Consider the following 14,907-nt stretch of genomic DNA (forward strand, 5'->3'; position numbering starts at 1 on the left):
GCCTACGATTCGATACGTAATGGCTCTCACCAAGCGCATCATCCCCTGCATCGACGTCGACGTCGACGAGGATGGCAACGCCGCGGTGTACACGGGCGTGAACTTCGAGAACCTCGAATACACGGGCGATCCCGTCGAACTCGCTGATAAGTACAACGAGTCGGGCGCAGACGAGTTCGTCTTTCTCGACATCACCGCGTCTGCTGAGGGCCGCGAAACGATGCTTGACACCGTCTCGGCCGTCGCTGACGAAGTGTTCATCCCGCTGACGGTCGGGGGTGGTATCCGGACGAAAGCTGATATCAAGGAGACGCTTCGAGCGGGCGCGGACAAAGTCTCGATTACGACGGGCGCGCTCGAACGGCCCGAGCTCATCACGGAGGGCGCCGAGGCGTTCGGAAGCCAGTGTATCGTCATCAGCGTCGACGCCAGACGGCGCTTCGACGAGGCGGGCGAACACTACTTCGACGTCGACGGTGAGAGCGCGTGGTTCGAGTGCACCAAGAAGGGCGGCCGTGAGGGCACCGGCATCGACGTCATCGAGTGGGTCAACGAGGCCGAAGACCGGGGCGCGGGCGAGCTGTTCGTGAACTCCATCGACCGCGACGGGACGAAGGACGGCTACGACATCCCGCTTATAAAGGCGGTTTGCGACAACGTATCGACGCCCGTCATTGCCTCGTCAGGGTGCGGCGGGCCGGAGGACATCTACGAGGTGTTCGACAAGGCGGACGCGGACGCGGCACTCGCGGCTTCTATCTTCCACTTCGGGGAGTACACTATCGAGGAAATCAAGGAGTACCTCGACGAGCGAGACGTGCCGGTGCGGTTGTGAAATTCAGGCTGCCTGATCGAAGGCGTCGCGGAAGGCATCGACCTTCGTTTTGACGCCGCCTGCTGCCTCTTCGAGAGCGTCGAGCGGGTCAATGCTGCCATCGGTCTTGACCGTGACGACGGGGTCGGTCTGACCGCCGGACTGTTCGGGATTCATGTCGTACGTCGCCGCAGCGACCCCGTCGACCTCGAGCAGGGCGCCCTTCAGCACGTTCATGAACGTGTGGTCTTCACCCTGCACCTCGATGGACAGTTCGGTGTCCAGGTTCTCGATGACGCGCAGATCCATTAGCCGTGTATACACCCAGGCGCCGTATGAGCGTTACGAACGGCGCCGGCTACCGGCACACCTTTTTGCCGCCCCGAACCACGGAGTGGGATATGGAACTCGACCTCACAGGGAAGACGGCGGTAGTGACCGGCGGCTCGCGGGGCATCGGCCGCGCAATCGCACTCGGGTTCGCCAAGGCGGGCGCGAACGTCGTCCCGCTGTCGCGCACCGAATCGGCGGTCGAGAATGTCGTCGAATCGGTTCGGGAACGCGGCGTCGAAAGCCGTGTCGAAACAGTCGACGTCGCCGACAGCGATGCCGTCGAGGCGTGTTTCGGCCGTGTCGATGACGACCTCGGAATCGATATTGTCGTCAACAACGCGGGCATCAACCCCGATGCCGCGCTCGGGACGCCCGAATCGGTCAGCGACGAGGGGTTCGAGCAGGTGATGGACGTCAATCTTCAGGGTGCGTTCGCCTGTGCCCGCGCCGCCGAGTCGTCGCTGAAGGCGTCGAACGGAACCCTGCTCAACGTCGCCAGCGTCGGCGGACTGGTCGGCCTGCCCCGACAGCATCCCTACGTCGCCTCGAAACACGGGCTCGTGGGACTGACGAAAAGTCTCGCGCTGGATTGGGCGCCCGATGTGCGCGTGAACTGTCTCGCGCCGGGGTACGTTGCGACGGAACTCACCACAGAACTGCAAGAGAACGAGAAGTTACGCCGTTCCATCGAGGAACGAACGCCGCTCGACCGGTTTGCGGAACCCGAAGAGGTCGCTGGGCCGGCGGTATTCCTCGCCAGCGACCTCGCTACCTACGCGACCGGCGCCACGCTCGCTGTCGACGGCGGCTGGACGGCGAGGTGATCGTATATATCTGTCCATTGTTGTCAACCACTACAAAGGGTGAAAACTAGCAGCACATTTATACTGATTGTGCTATAATCATATCTCGCGGTAATGGTTAACAATGATAAACGCAGCCGGCAGTCGGATAGTTCACGAACAGGGGCACCGTTCGGAGTCGGACGACGGTCGTTTCTGAAGGCGACGGGCGCCGGTGCAGTCGGCACGGCACTTGCGGGCTGTCTCGGCGGGGACAACGGTAGCGGTGACGGCAGCGGTATCCCGGACACGGTCACGCTCGGTGCGCTCGGTCCGGCGGATTCACCGATGGGCGATTCCATCCTCAAAAGCGCCGAGCTCGCCATCAGCGAGATCAACGACAACGGCGGCATCGGCGGTGCCGATGTTGAACTCTCCACGAAGGACACGAAAGACGACCCGGGAACGACCCGGCAGGTCTATCAGGAGCTCACGACGGGTGAGAACGTCGACGCGACGGTGGGCATCTTCGGCTCCGAGAATCTGCTGTCGATCATGCAGAACATCGCACAGGCGGAGACGGTACATATGACCGCCGGGGCGGCAACGCCGGAGGCTCCGCGGATCGTCAAGGACGACTACGAGACGAACAAACACTGGTTCCGCGTCGGGCCGGTCAACTCCGTCTACCTCGGTGAGTCCGAAATCGAGTTCGCAAAAGACTACTTCGAGCAGATGGGCTGGGAGACGGTCGCCTTCATCGCGGAGGACTACAAATGGACGGAGCCGATTACGAACACGATCAAGTCCCGACTCGAAGACGAGGTCGGCGTCGAGGTGACCGAGGTGCGCCGTGTCTCCGAAGGTACCGAGGACTTCACCCCGATCTACGACGACCTCGAATCCGCGAACGTCGATGGGGCCTACACCGCGCTCGCCCACATCGGCACGACCGCGCTCGTGCAGTGGGCCAAACAGCAGCGACCGTTCGGCTTCGGCGGCATCCACGTGCCGACCCAGCTGCCGTCGTACTACGAGGCGACGGAGGGCGCCGCTATCTCGACGTTCTCCCAAACGACCGCCACGCCGACCTCGGCGGTCACCGAGAAGACGGTTCCGTACGCGAACGCCTACCAGGAGGAGTACGGCGGATCCCCCGTCTACACCGGCTACTCCGCATACGATGCGGTCTACATCCTCAAGGAGGCCATCGAGAGCACCGAGAGCGTCTCCGGAAGCGACCTGATCCCCGAACTGGAAGGTGGGTCGTACACCGGCACCGGCGGAACAATCGAGTTCGGTGGCCCCGATTCGGAGTTCCCCCACGACGTGAAGTACGGCCCCGAACTCTCACAGGGCGTCTACTTCCAGTGGCAGCAGGAGGACGGCGAGGGTCGCCAGAAGGTGCTCTGGCCGGACGACCTCAAAGAAGCAGAATACATGTCGCCGCCCTGGGTCTGAACGATGGTCAGTGCCATCGGCTTTGCGACGAACGTCCTGCTGTTAGGGGCGCTGTATTCACTAATCGCGATTGGGTTCACCCTCATCTTCGGGGTCGGCGGCGTGTTGAATCTCGCGCACGGAGCCATCCTCACGGTCGGGGCGTACTCCGCGTACGCGGTCAACGCCGCCACCGGCAGTATCTACGCCGGTGCCGTCGCCGCGGCGGTGGTACCCGCGGTGTTCTCGCTGTTCATGTACAAGGGGCTCATCAGCAAGGCACGACACAACCCGGTGACAGTGCTCATACTGACACTCGTCATCAGTATCATCATCGAGCAGTTGGTGCTCATCATCTTCGGCGGCCAAGAGCTCGTGGTATCGTCGCTCGTCGGCGGACAAATCGAGATACTCGGGGACAGCATCCGGACGAACCGGATACTGGTGTTCGCCCTCTCGTGGCTGCTCATCGGAGGCATGTTTTATTTCGTCAACAGGACGCGAACGGGTCAGGCCATTCTGGCAACCTCGATGTCCGATAAAGGCGCGGCACTGGTGGGCATCGACGCCGAGCAGACCTACACCTACACCTGGGTGCTCGCCGGTATTCTCGCCGGGCTCGCGGGGCTGTTCCTCGCCTCGTTCCAGACGGCGAACCCCCTCATGGGTCGGAACCCGCTTCTGCTGTCGTTCGCCATCGTCGTCATCGGTGGACTCGGCAGCATCCGCGGCAGCGTCATCGGCGCGTATCTCATCAGCTTCCTCGACCAGATGACGGTGACGTTCATCAGCGAACGGCTCGCTGGCGTCTCCGCGCTGGTCGTGCTGGTGCTCGTATTGCTCATCAAACCGGAAGGCCTGTTCGGCCGCGAACTCGTGGAGGAGTAAGATGGCAAGCGAAACAGGATCCGAACTGAAATCGTGGCGGGACATCCTCAATCCGATACAGATGGATCGCCATCATCAGCTCGGTCTGTTGGGCATCGTGGGACTGTTCGTCTTCCCGGTGTTCGCCCCACCTATCACCACGATACAGCTCGGCGCGGCGCTATTCTTCGCGACGTTCGTGATGAGCTGGGACTTCGTCTCCGGCTACACCGGCGAGATATCGTTCGGCCACGGTCTCTTCTTCGGAATCGGTGGCTACGCGTCCGGGATGCTCAATCTGCATATGGGTATCGACCCGTGGATCGCCGCTCCGCTTGGAGCCGTCGCGGCCGCCGTGGCGGGTCTGGTTATCGGGTTCCCGTCCCTCCGCGTCAAAGGGCCGTATTTCTCGCTCATCACACTTGTGACGCCGATTATTCTCATCTCCGTCTTCCGGTTCTTCCCGGATCTGACCGGTGGCGAGCTCGGCCTCATCAGCGTCGGAACTGTCGACAAACTCTCGGGTATCGGCCCGATTCCGTCGCCGGGGTTCGACCCATTCGCGGGGTACTACCTCGCGTTGCTCGTGTTCCTGCTTGCGATGGGAATCTTCGTCGCGCTCACGCGTTCTGATGCGGGTATCGTCTTCACCGCAATCCGCTCCGACGAAGTCGCGGTCGCCGCGACGGGCAAGAACCCGGCGAAGTTCAAGCTGTTCGCCTTCGTCGTTTCGGGACTCGTCGGCGGCTTCGCCGGCGCGATGTACGGCCACAGCGTCGGTGGCATCGCCGTCTCCGAACTACTGGCGCTCATCATCAGTATCGAAGTCATCATCGCCGCCATCCTCGGCGGTATCGGAACCATCACGGGCGCGGCCATCGGGGGCATATTCTTCTATATGCTCCGCGTGTGGCTGCGGAACCTCGAGTTCACCATCCCAATCATCGATACGCCGATCGGTGAGGTGTACTTCCTCCTATTCGGTTTGATTACCCTCGGGTTCCTGTTCTTCCTGCCGGAGGGCATCGTCCCACGGTTGGTCAGCGAGTGGCGCAAACGCACCGGCCCACAGGAAGGCGAGGCGGTCGCGGACGGCGGCGACACGCCGGGCGTCCGCGCTATCCAGGCGTGGGTCGCTGAACTGAAAGAAATCCTCAAAGGTGGTCTGCGATGAGCAAAAGCGAACAACCGTCGACCGAGGACGTAACGAGCGAGTCGAGCGCGGAGTACGGCCCCGACGACGGCATTCTCGTCGCGGACGGCCTCACGAAACGCTTCGGTGGCCTGACCGCAGTCAACGACCTCTCCTTTGCTGTCGAAGAGCAGGAGATTCTCGGATTCATCGGCCCGAACGGGGCCGGGAAGTCGACGACGTTCAACTGCATCACCGGCCGGTATCCGCCCACCGAGGGCACGGTGTATTACCGTGGTGAGGACGTCACCGGCGCGACGGCGTACGACATGGTCAAGAAGGGGCTGGCGCGGACGTTCCAGGAGTTCCGACCCTTCGAGGACAGAACGGTTCTGGCGAACGTCCAGACGGCGCTCATCCCCGACGAGCTGTTCTCGACGTCCGGGCTGAAAGGAGAGACGCGCGCGGAGGCAATCGAGCTCTGCGAGCGCGTCGGCCTCAGCGAGGAGATGCACCGAATGCCGGACGAACTCCCTCACGCGGGAATGTTGCGGCTCGAACTCGCCCGCGCGATGGCGACCGACCCGGACATGCTCCTGGTCGACGAGCCGTTCGCCGGCATGGCCGACAACGAGATCGGCCAGATCTCGAATCTGCTCGAGGAGCTCCGACAGCAGGGTGCGACGCTCGTCGTCGTCGACCACAACATGCGCGGCCTGCTCGAACTCATCGACCGCGCGATCGTCATCAACTTCGGCGAACTCCTCGCGAAGGGGACGCCGGAAGAGATCAAGAACAACCCAGACGTGCAGGAAGCGTATCTCGGCGGCGAAGGCGTCTGAGGACGCCCCGCCGTTCCGACATCGGTGAGCAGTCGTGATCCGTCCCCGATGCTCCCCCCACCCCCTTCAGCTGTAAGACAATAGACGCGTCTGAATGAACGATGGTTAGCACTGTGGCAAAGTTTTAGACACTGGCCGCGCATGTCGGGGTGTATCATGAGTGACCCAGTGCGCCTCGATATCGAGGACGGAGTCGCGACGCTGACGCTGAACCGCCCGGACAACCGTAACGCACTCTCCCCGGAGATGTCAGGTGCCATCATCGACGCCATCGACGAGGTCGAAGCCTCGGACGAAGCCCGCTGTCTCGTCGTCACCGGCGACGAGGGCACCTTCTGTGCCGGCGGTGACGTCAGCTCGATGGTGGAGTTGATGAGCGGGACGGCCGAACTCCACGAGGCCGTCGAGGGCATCCAACACGAGACCAGCCGTGCCATCCGGCGGATCGCGGAGTTCCACCTCCCGACCATCGCGAAGGTCGACGGCGTCGCCTACGGCGCCGGTGCGAACCTCGCCATCGCGGCCGACATCACGCTCGGCTCCGAGAACGCACGCATCAGCTTCGGCTTCCGACAGGTCGGCCTCGCCATCGATACGGGCACCTCGTATCTCCTGCCCCGACAGGTCGGCGTCAGCAAGGCCAAAGAGCTCGTCTTCACCGGCGAGATGCTCGGCCCGGCAGAAGCCGAAGACCTCGGCCTCTTCAACCACGTCTTCGAGGACGACTTCGAGGCGGAGTTCGAGGAGTTCATCGAGCCCATCGCAAACGGGCCGACCGTCGCGCTCCGCACCTCGAAACAGTCCATCGACCAGGGGTTCAACGCGTCGCTGAAGGAAGCGATGGATAACGAGGCCACGGCGCAGGCGGTGGTGTTCGCCACCGACGACCACGAGGAAGGTGCGACCGCGTTCATGGAAGGGCGAGAGCCGGATTTCAAGGGCGAATAACGGCTGTGAACGGTTCGCTTCGCGGCAACGGTCGTTGTTCGGATCTTAACGCTGTTCGATTTCAGGGACAATCTATTTTTCAGCGGAAGCCTACGTGCCGCGTATGACGTTCAAACTGTCCGCGGAACACGAGGCGATCCGCGAAGCCGTCCGCGAGTTCGGCGACGAAGAGATCAAACCCGTCGCGCGCGAGCACGATGAAACCCAGGAGTATCCCGAAGAGCTTCGGCGGAAGGCGGCGGAACTGGATTTCGTCTCCCCGCACATCCCGCTCGAATACGGCGGTGCTGGGATGGATGCAATCTCACGAACCATCGTCACCGAGGAACTGTGGCGTGCCGACCCCGGCATCGGCTCGGCCATCGGCTCGGCCGGCTTCGGCTCCTCGATGATTATGGAGTACGGTGACGAGTGGATGAAAGAGGAATGGCTGCCGCGCATCGCGAACGGCGAATCCGCGTCCTGTTCCTGCATCTCCGAGCCGGCCCACGGTTCGAACGTCGCCGGCATCGAGACGGTCGCCGAGAAGGACACCGCCGAGCACGGCTCGGCGAGCCCCGCGTCGACCGAGGCGACGCAGGACGGCGACGAGTACGTCCTCGACGGCAACAAGATGTGGATCACGAACGGGACGGTCGCCGATGTCGCGGTCGTGATGACGAAAACCGACCCCGACGCGGAGCCGCCACACCGCGGCATCACGGCATTCCTCGTCCCCACGGATTCGGACGGGTTCAAGCCGACGAAGATCGACAACAAGCTCGGTATCCGTGCCTCCGACCTCGCGGAGGTCGTCATCGACGATGTCCGCGTTCCCGAGGAGAACATCATCGGCGAGAAGAACGAGGGCTTCTACCAGCTCATGGACTTCTTCGCCTCCGGTCGAACGAGCGTCGCGGCCCAGGCCGTCGGCGCCGCCCAGGGCGCACTCGACGCCGCCGTCGACTACGCCAACGACCGCGAGCAGTTCGGCCAGAAAATCAAGGAGTTCCAGGCCATCGAGCACAAGGTCGCCGAGATGGCGACGAACGTCGAGGCCGCCCGCTCGCTCACCTACCGCGCGGCCTCCCACGTCGATGAGGACAAAGACGACACCGCCGTCCGCCTGGCATCGATGGCGAAGCTGTTCGCCTCCGAGCACGCCGTCGATGTCGCCGATGAGGCCATCCAGGTACACGGTGGCGCCGGCTACGTCTCTGACCACCCCGTCGAGCGCATCTACCGTGACGCCCGCATCACGAAGATCTACGAGGGCACGAGCGAGATTCAGAAGAACATCATCTCCGACCGCGTCCTATGAATCACGAAGAGTGGAGCGCGGCCCAGACGGAGACATCGGTCACGGTTGACGGGCACGACCTCTCGGTCGCCTACTACGAGGGTGGTGACCCCGCTGATGAGACGCTCGTGTTCGTCCACGGGGTTCCGACGTGGTCGTTCCTCTGGCGCGGCGTCGCGCCAGAATTCGAAGACGACTACCACGTCGTCGTCCCCGACCTGCTCGGCTACGGCAACTCCGCGAGCCACGACGGCTTCGGCCGATCGATTCGCGCCCAAGAGGGGATGCTCGAAGACCTGCTCGACGGCCTCGGACAGGAGACAGTGACGCTCGTCGCCCACGACATCGGTGGCGGCGCTGCCCTCCGGTTCGCGGCGCACAGCCCCGAGCGCGTCGACCGGTTCGTCGCCTCGAACATCGTCTGCTATGACTCCTGGCCCGTCGAGTTCATCGTGAACCTCGGCCTGCCCGACACCGCCGGGATGGACGACGAGGAGTTCGAAGGCCAACTCGACTTCGCGTTCGCGGAGGGCGCCTACGGCGAGGCCGACCCCGAGTTCGTCGAGGGGATGAAAGCGCCGTGGCTTCGGGAGGGTGGCAAACGCGCCATCTCCCGCGCGGCCGTCTCGACGAACACGAACCACACGATGGAGATTCCCTACGAGGACATCGACGCCGACCTGCTCTGTCTGTGGGCGAAAGACGACGTGATGCAGCCCATCGAATACGGCGAGCGACTCGCCGACGATGTCGGCGGCAAAGTCGTCGAGCTCGACGACGCGTTCCACTGGGTCGTCGAAGACCGGACGGAGACGTACCGGGAGGAACTCCGGCAGTTTTTGACCGAAACTGACACAAAAGGGGGGAGTGAGTAGCCGGCTATGGCATCGAGTAGTGCTCCTGATTGGGAGTTCAAGGAGCGTGACGTGTTGGTACTCCGAGAGCTCTCGCGTGACCCACAGCTCTCCTCGCGCGACCTGGCGCGAATCCTCGACGACAAATACGGCATCGACGTCTCACACGTCACCGTCTCCGAGTCGATTCGCGGCATGCGCGAGGAGGGCGTCTTCCGCGAGGCTATCATCCCGAACGAGGAGTACTTCCACTTCGCGCTGTTCGAGTTCAAGTTCAACCCCGAGAACTTCGACGACGGCTGGCGGCCCGCCATGGAGTTCATCCGGGATTCGCCGAACACGCTGTTTTACTTCCTGTCGGATGGGGAGTACCAGTGGAAATCGGTGATGATGTTCCCGAACCGCCGGGCCCAATCCAGCTGGATCCACGAGTTCTACAAGGAACACGGTGAGATGGTCGATAACCTCCGGAACTCCATCGTCCACAACGTCTTGAAGTTCCGCACCGACCCCGAAATACTCGAAAGCCTGCACGAAACGGAGCAATAGCGTGCCGGAAGACGGCGACAGCGACCCATTTCGGACGGTCGCACTCGTGGTTGCGATGCTCGCCATCGTCTTCGTCGGTGTGTTGCTCGCCATCCAGTTCGGCGGCGCAAGCGCCGCCAGCGTGGTGACGCTCCCGCTTGTCATCGCCGTCCCACTCATCGCGACCGGCCTCTACTGGTTCTTCAGAAAGCAGTAAGGGTGGCTTTAGGGGCACCCAGGCTGTATCCGGGCGTATGTCCGATGCGTTCTCGGCGTCCATCGCGAAGCTCACCGAGCGACTGCCGGCGCCAGCCCTCGCCGTGCTGACGGCCGTGCTGCTCGCCGTCGCCGGACTCGGCGGGGGCAGCCTGCTCGGCCTCGGCGTTAGCGAGGCACTTTCCGCGCTTGGTATCGAACTCTCTGTCATCCCGTCGACGATACTATCGACGCTTCTGTTACAGGGAATCACCTTCTTCGGGCTTGCAGCGCTGTATCTTCGCTTCCGGGACGCTTCGCTCGACTACATCGGCGTGCGAACGCCCGACCTCGAAGGCTGGATGTACGCGGGAGCGGGCTACGTACTCGCCTTCGTGGCCGCGTTCACGATGATTTTCATCGTCGTCTTCCTTCTGAGCCTGACACCCGCCCAGAACCGGGTCGGCGAACTCGGCCAGCAAGACCCCCGAGTGTTCCTCGTGTTAATCGTCCTCGCGTTCGTCGTCATCGGGCCCGGCGAGGAACTCCTGTTCCGCGGCATCATCCAGAGCCGGCTCCGGGAAGCGTTCGACGCGCCGGCCGGAATCGCCATCGCGACGGCCATCTTCGCAATCGTCCACGCCCCCGCCCTCGCCGGGTCGCTATCCGGCCGGGCGACGACCATCGTGATGCTGTTTTTCCCCGGGCTCGTCTTCGGCGTCGTCTACGAGCTGACGGATAACATCGTCGTGCCGTCGCTCATTCACGGCGCCTACAACGCGACGCTGTTCTCGCTTGCGTATCTGTCGATCGTCTTCGGCTAGGCCCGAAGCGGCACGGCGGTGGTGCTACCCGGAGATTTACCCGCCAACCGGGCGAGTGTCAGGCCATGCGTCTCCACTGGCACCGGCGAGACCTGCGTCTCGCCGACAATCGCGGCCTCGCAGACCTCTCGGAGCCGCCCACCGGCGTCTTCGTCTTCGACGATGTGGTGCTCGAACACGCCGGGGCGCCGCGGGTGGCGTTCATGCTGGATGCCCTCGAGAAGCTTCGGGCCGGCTACCGAGAGCGCGGAAGCGACCTCTTCGTTCGCCACGGCGACCCCGGCGCCGTCCTCCCGGCGCTGGCTGACGAACAGGGTGCGGACGTGGTATCGTGGAACCGTGATTACTCCGGGCTGGCACAGCGGCGCGACGACCACGTCAGCGAGGAACTGAAAGCCGACGACATCATTCTACAGAAATTCCACGACGCCATCTGTCACGAACCCGGATCCATCACGACGAACAAGGGCGACCCCTACTCGGTGTACACCTACTTCTGGAAGAAGTGGCGCGACCGCGAGAAAGAGCCACTGCGGGCGGTTCCTGACCTCGCGGACGCCACCGACGACGAGCCGATACCGACGCTCGATGAACTCGGCTTCGAGGCTCCCGAAGCGGCCATTCCGGAAGCTGGCACGGAAGCGGCCCGAGAGCAGCTGGAGGACTTCCTCGCGACCGATGTGTACCGATACGATGACGCCCGCGACTACCCGGCCGAGGGGTGCACGTCGCGGCTCTCACCGCACCTGAAGTTCGGCACCATCGGGATTCGGACGGTCGACGAACGCGTCCGGGGGGCGCTCGCGTCGGCGGAAGGCGAGGCCAAGGAGTCCGTCGAGGAGTTCCGCTCGCAGTTGGCCTGGCGGGAGTTCTACACCCACGTTCTGTACTTCAATCCCGAGGTGGTCACGGAGAACTACAAATCGTACGACAACGACATCGAGTGGGAGGACGACTCGGAGCTGCTCGAGGCCTGGAAACGGGGCGAGACGGGGTATCCCATCGTCGACGCCGGGATGCGTCAGCTTCGCCAGGAGGCGTTCATGCACAACCGCGTTCGGATGATTGCCGCCTCGTTCCTGACGAAAGACCTGCTCGTGGACTGGCGGCACGGCTATGACCACTTCCGGGCACAGCTGGTCGACCATGACACCGCGAACGACAACGGCGGCTGGCAGTGGGCGGCCTCGACGGGCACGGACGCCCAGCCGTATTTCCGCATCTTCAACCCGATGACACAGGGGGAACGCTACGACCCCGAGGCCACGTACATCACGGAGTACGTCCCGGAGCTGCGGAAGACAGACCCCGAAATCATCCACTCGTGGCACGAGTGTTCGCGGACACAGCGGGCGAACGCGGCGCCGGAGTATCCCGACCCGATTGTCGACCACAGCGAACGTCGTGAGACGGCACTTGCGATGTTCGAGCGGGCGAGAGGCGAGAGTGACTGACCGGCGGGTGGAAACGTTCGGGGCAGAGGATGGTCGGGCAGCGCGTGGCAACGGCGACGAGCCCTGAACAATCCCGGGGCTTTCGGCCGGTATTTCCGTGGGGGTTGCTAACAATGGTTTGCGAACTTTTAACAGCTATCGAGCAGAAGGATACAATTGGAGGACGATATAAATGGCTGAACATTCAAACCCCGAACTGCCGCCCCTTCCGTACGACTACGACGCACTCGAACCGTCCATCTCCGAGCAGGTCATGACGTGGCATCACGACACCCATCATCAGGGCTACGTCAACGGCCTCGAATCGGCCGAGGAGACCCTGGCGGAGAACCGCGAGGCAGGCGAGTTCGGTGGCTCTCCCGCAGCCATTCGCAACGTGACCCACAACGGTAGCGGTCACTACCTGCACACGCTGTTCTGGGAGAACATGACCCCGAACGGTGGTGGGGAGCCGTCCGGCGCACTCGCCGACAAGATCGAGGAGGACTTCGGCTCCTACGAGGGCTGGAAGGGCGAGTTCAAGGCCGCTGCCGGCGCCGCCGGTGGCTGGGCGCTGCTCGTCTACGACCCCGTCGCAGACCAGCTGCGCAACCTCGTCGTCGACAAGCACGACCAGGGTGCGCTGTGGGGCAGCCATCCCATCCTCGCGCTCGACGTCTGGGAGCACTCCTACTACTACGACTACGGTCCCGACCGCGGCGACTTCATCGACAACGTCTTCGACGTCCTCGATTGGGACAACGTCGCAGAGCAGTTCGAGAAGGCGACGAGCCAGTAACGCGCCGTAGTCACACCGTCGCGTTTTTTCGACGCGCCGCTCCGTCAGTGCCAAAAGGGCCCCTCGCGTAGCTTCGCGTATGCCACGCCCACGCGAGGAATTCGACGATTTGCGGGCCTTCGAGTTCCGCGACCCCGACGAAGTGCTCGAGGAGGAGCAGATGTACACGGTGTACGAAATCGCAAAAATGCTGCAGGGGCTCGACCCCGAGCGAGAACTCGACCCCGGTACCGAGAGCATCTTGCTCGATTGGGCGATTCCGTGGATGCTCGACCACCGTGAGGCGTTCGTCTTCGCTGAACCCGACGCCGAGGACGAGCCGGGCTACTACGGCCTCGCATGAAACTGCTCGTCTGCGGCGCAAGCGAGGTCGACGCCGGCAAGACGACGTTCACGACCGGCCTCATCGACCGCGTCGGCGTCCGCGGCTACAAACCCCGTGCCGGCAACGGCTACTGGTACGACCAGGACGATTACCGCCGGGCGGTCGAGAACGGCCGACTCTACGGCAAGGACGCAAAGCGCATCGCGGCCGCCTCGCCCGGCGACGTGCGACCGGAGGCTATCAACCCAGTCCACCGCCTGTGGCTGCCGACGCCGGGGCGTGGGAAGGGCCCGCTCGGCCGCGACGGCCGACGGTTCATTATGGACAGAGTGACCCTCGAAGGAGCGACACACTACGTCGTCAACGGCGACGTGGAGGTGCCACCGGCCGCCGAGCGGGCGTTCCCGCTTTCGGACGCACCAGTCGTCGATACTTTGCCGGAGCTCAACGACCTGATGGCGGAACTGCACGCGCCCGCACTGGCCGACCTCGGCGACGCGATCACCGCTCGCGACTCGGCCATCGTCGAATCGTATTCCGATATCGCCCGCCCGCTCTCGGCGTTCGTTCCCGACGCCGTCGCGGTGGTCGAGCCACGGCGCTGCCGTATCTACGACGGCGAGCGCTACGCCAAATCCTGCGAAGTGGCAAGTGGCAGCGCTCACGAGGGCCGACTCGAAGAACGGGTCGAACACGTCATCGAGCTGCTCGAACCGCGTGAATCCGTGACGCTGGCGGCGCTGTCGAGCGATGAACGCGACGACCTCAGCGTCGTCGCCGATGCCTACGAGGACGCCTACGACGCACTGCTGGCAGTAATTTAATTCTCGGAACGATCACTCCTAATAGAAACAAGCGTTAAGTACGTGTAGGGCAGTATCCATCAGTATGGGACGGAAAGCTCGGGCACTCCTGAAAGAAGACAACCGCGAAAACCACGACGCTTACGTCGATATGGGTGACGTGCAGTTACAATCGTCTAAGGATTCTGGCAACTCTTCTAGTTAACTAATTAGCGTCTCGAAATCTCGGTAGTCTGGCTTTGGATATTCATACTCGGGAATATCGTATAATATCTCTGTAAAGTATCTATGCCAGTTCTGAAATAATTCATCCTCGTACCACAGGTTATCAAATCGAACGTCTACCACAAAGCGTCGAATCAATTTGGATTTGAAAATAGCAGTCCGGTAGCGTTTATTGCGCCATGAAATCCGTTCTATGTCATTGAGCGAGAATATAGTATTCAATGTTGTCATCGCTGTTCTGTGGTTGGCGTCGGGGAAGAAGTGCAATCCAACGATTGCACGAAGCCAATGCGCGCACTGATTTGGGAGCGGTTCAGAAAAAGGAAATTCATTCATTACTCTCGATAGATTTCCATTACGGAGCCTGTCATAGAATCCATCTCATAGCTTGAGCTTCTCGCGGCCAGGGTCATCGCCCCGCTCAAAGTTGGTGATTGCAACGACGAGTCGGAGACACAATGCAAGGAACACTTCTGTTCGTGCG

At 62.6% G+C, this 14,907-nt stretch carries 17 protein-coding genes and 1 pseudogene; 16 read left to right on the forward strand and 2 right to left on the reverse strand.

The annotated features are described in order from the left end of the window. The first annotated feature begins 19 nt into the window (after window positions 1-19). A complete protein-coding gene (gene hisF, locus ACI8UR_RS01340) occupies window positions 20-835 on the forward strand; it encodes an imidazole glycerol phosphate synthase subunit HisF (RefSeq protein WP_411714210.1) in 816 nt (271 codons plus the stop codon). 3 nt (window positions 836-838) lie between these two features. On the opposite strand, the gene ACI8UR_RS01345 is transcribed toward hisF, so the two are convergent. Continuing rightward, entirely contained in the window at window positions 839-1,123 is a 285-nt protein-coding gene (locus ACI8UR_RS01345) for a DNA-directed RNA polymerase subunit L (RefSeq protein WP_411714211.1), read from the reverse strand. A 92-nt stretch (window positions 1,124-1,215) separates the two neighbouring features. Between ACI8UR_RS01345 and ACI8UR_RS01350 the strand changes: the two genes are divergently transcribed. The 15 genes from ACI8UR_RS01350 to ACI8UR_RS01420 all read left to right on the forward strand — a co-directional run bounded on the left by ACI8UR_RS01350 (window position 1,216) and on the right by ACI8UR_RS01420 (window position 14,219). After that, complete coding sequence (locus ACI8UR_RS01350; RefSeq protein ID WP_411714228.1) at window positions 1,216-1,971, forward strand: SDR family NAD(P)-dependent oxidoreductase; 756 nt, start codon at window positions 1,216-1,218, stop codon at window positions 1,969-1,971. Between the two features lie 93 nt (window positions 1,972-2,064). Beyond that, complete coding sequence (locus tag ACI8UR_RS01355; RefSeq protein ID WP_411714212.1) at window positions 2,065-3,390, forward strand: ABC transporter substrate-binding protein; 1,326 nt, start codon at window positions 2,065-2,067, stop codon at window positions 3,388-3,390. Window positions 3,391-3,393: 3 nt separating this feature from the next. Beyond that, the gene (locus tag ACI8UR_RS01360) at window positions 3,394-4,257 is read left to right on the forward strand and encodes a branched-chain amino acid ABC transporter permease (RefSeq protein ID WP_411714213.1); all 864 of its coding nucleotides are present in this window, start codon (window positions 3,394-3,396) and stop codon (window positions 4,255-4,257) included. A gap of 1 nt (window position 4,258) precedes the next feature. Further along, window positions 4,259-5,410: a branched-chain amino acid ABC transporter permease gene (locus ACI8UR_RS01365; RefSeq protein ID WP_411714214.1), complete on the forward strand. Its 1,152-nt coding sequence runs from the start codon at window positions 4,259-4,261 to the stop codon at window positions 5,408-5,410. Continuing rightward, window positions 5,407-6,210, forward strand: coding sequence for an ABC transporter ATP-binding protein (locus ACI8UR_RS01370; RefSeq protein ID WP_411714215.1), 804 nt, complete (start codon window positions 5,407-5,409; stop codon window positions 6,208-6,210). Before ACI8UR_RS01365 ends, ACI8UR_RS01370 begins: the two co-directional genes overlap by 4 nt. Before the next feature lie 156 nt (window positions 6,211-6,366). Further along, entirely contained in the window at window positions 6,367-7,158 is a 792-nt protein-coding gene (locus ACI8UR_RS01375; RefSeq protein ID WP_411714216.1) for an enoyl-CoA hydratase/isomerase family protein, read from the forward strand. A 103-nt stretch (window positions 7,159-7,261) separates the two neighbouring features. After that, the gene (locus tag ACI8UR_RS01380) at window positions 7,262-8,458 is read left to right on the forward strand and encodes an acyl-CoA dehydrogenase family protein (protein ID WP_411714217.1); all 1,197 of its coding nucleotides are present in this window, start codon (window positions 7,262-7,264) and stop codon (window positions 8,456-8,458) included. Further along, on the forward strand, window positions 8,455-9,312 hold the full coding sequence (locus ACI8UR_RS01385) for an alpha/beta fold hydrolase (protein WP_411714218.1): 858 nt from the start codon (window positions 8,455-8,457) through the stop codon (window positions 9,310-9,312). The genes ACI8UR_RS01380 and ACI8UR_RS01385 overlap by 4 nt, the downstream gene beginning before the upstream one ends. Before the next feature lie 6 nt (window positions 9,313-9,318). Beyond that, window positions 9,319-9,840: an Lrp/AsnC family transcriptional regulator gene (locus ACI8UR_RS01390; RefSeq protein WP_411714219.1), complete on the forward strand. Its 522-nt coding sequence runs from the start codon at window positions 9,319-9,321 to the stop codon at window positions 9,838-9,840. Between the two features lies 1 nt (window position 9,841). Then, window positions 9,842-10,036: a hypothetical protein gene (locus ACI8UR_RS01395; protein WP_411714220.1), complete on the forward strand. Its 195-nt coding sequence runs from the start codon at window positions 9,842-9,844 to the stop codon at window positions 10,034-10,036. Window positions 10,037-10,073: 37 nt separating this feature from the next. Further along, complete coding sequence (locus tag ACI8UR_RS01400; RefSeq protein ID WP_411714221.1) at window positions 10,074-10,838, forward strand: lysostaphin resistance A-like protein; 765 nt, start codon at window positions 10,074-10,076, stop codon at window positions 10,836-10,838. A gap of 65 nt (window positions 10,839-10,903) precedes the next feature. Further along, the gene (locus ACI8UR_RS01405; protein ID WP_411714222.1) at window positions 10,904-12,292 is read left to right on the forward strand and encodes a cryptochrome/photolyase family protein; all 1,389 of its coding nucleotides are present in this window, start codon (window positions 10,904-10,906) and stop codon (window positions 12,290-12,292) included. 172 nt (window positions 12,293-12,464) lie between these two features. Then, the gene (sod, locus tag ACI8UR_RS01410; protein ID WP_411714223.1) at window positions 12,465-13,070 is read left to right on the forward strand and encodes a superoxide dismutase; all 606 of its coding nucleotides are present in this window, start codon (window positions 12,465-12,467) and stop codon (window positions 13,068-13,070) included. Window positions 13,071-13,149: 79 nt separating this feature from the next. Then, the gene (locus ACI8UR_RS01415; RefSeq protein WP_411714224.1) at window positions 13,150-13,413 is read left to right on the forward strand and encodes a DUF5827 family protein; all 264 of its coding nucleotides are present in this window, start codon (window positions 13,150-13,152) and stop codon (window positions 13,411-13,413) included. Next, a complete protein-coding gene (locus tag ACI8UR_RS01420) occupies window positions 13,410-14,219 on the forward strand; it encodes an ATPase (RefSeq protein ID WP_411714225.1) in 810 nt (269 codons plus the stop codon). The genes ACI8UR_RS01415 and ACI8UR_RS01420 overlap by 4 nt, the downstream gene beginning before the upstream one ends. 585 nt (window positions 14,220-14,804) lie before the next feature. Here the strand turns inward: ACI8UR_RS01420 and ACI8UR_RS01425 are convergent. Then, window positions 14,805-14,907 (reverse strand): annotated as a pseudogene (locus ACI8UR_RS01425) (IS5/IS1182 family transposase); the annotation flags it as partial.

It is taken from the genome of Natronomonas sp., assembly GCF_047616845.1.
Classification (GTDB): Archaea; Halobacteriota; Halobacteria; order Halobacteriales; family Haloarculaceae; genus Natronomonas.